Consider the following 607-nt stretch of genomic DNA (forward strand, 5'->3'; position numbering starts at 1 on the left):
CAACATTCAGGTTCGGTGGTGATGCGTAATCGCAGTGAAGGCGGCTTGATCGCCCAAATCAGTTTCCCGACCAAATAACCCTCTAAAACTAAAAAGCCCAACCAAAAATGTGGTTGGGCTTTTTAGTTTCTAAGTACAAGTATTAAGACTCTTTCACTTCTTGAGCGACAAGTTCATCTTCTTCTGTCAGTTTTTCTGGAAGCAGCAAGTTCAGCAGTATCGCGGTGATACCGCCAGCAGCCACACCGGTTGAGAAGATGCTTTTAATAAACTCAGGCATAAACTGCAGAATCTCAGGTTTCTGAGCGATACCTAACCCCATCGAGAATGACAACGCCATAATCAGAATCGCGCGGCGGTCGAGGTCAACACGCGAGATAATGCGCACGCCTGCAGCGGCAATGGTGCCGAACATCACGATGGTAGCGCCACCAAGTACAGGTTCTGGGATCAGCTGAACAAAACTGGCCACGCCCGGGAATAGACCAAGAATCACTAACATGCCCGAGATAAAGTAACCCACGTAACGGCTTGCGACGCCCGTTAGCATGATAATGCCGTTGTTTTGACGGAAGGTAGAGTTTGGAAAGCTGTTGAATACCGCAGC

Annotated in this window: 1 protein-coding gene; it reads right to left on the reverse strand. The window is 48.6% G+C overall.

Translation table 11 applies throughout. The annotated features are described in order from the left end of the window. Positions 1-142 precede the first annotated feature (142 nt). A partial coding sequence (locus R8N47_RS26550) for a solute carrier family 23 protein (RefSeq protein ID WP_318186280.1) occupies positions 143-607 on the reverse strand: 465 nt, incomplete at its 5' end.

This window comes from Vibrio sp. 2132-1 (assembly GCF_033344315.1).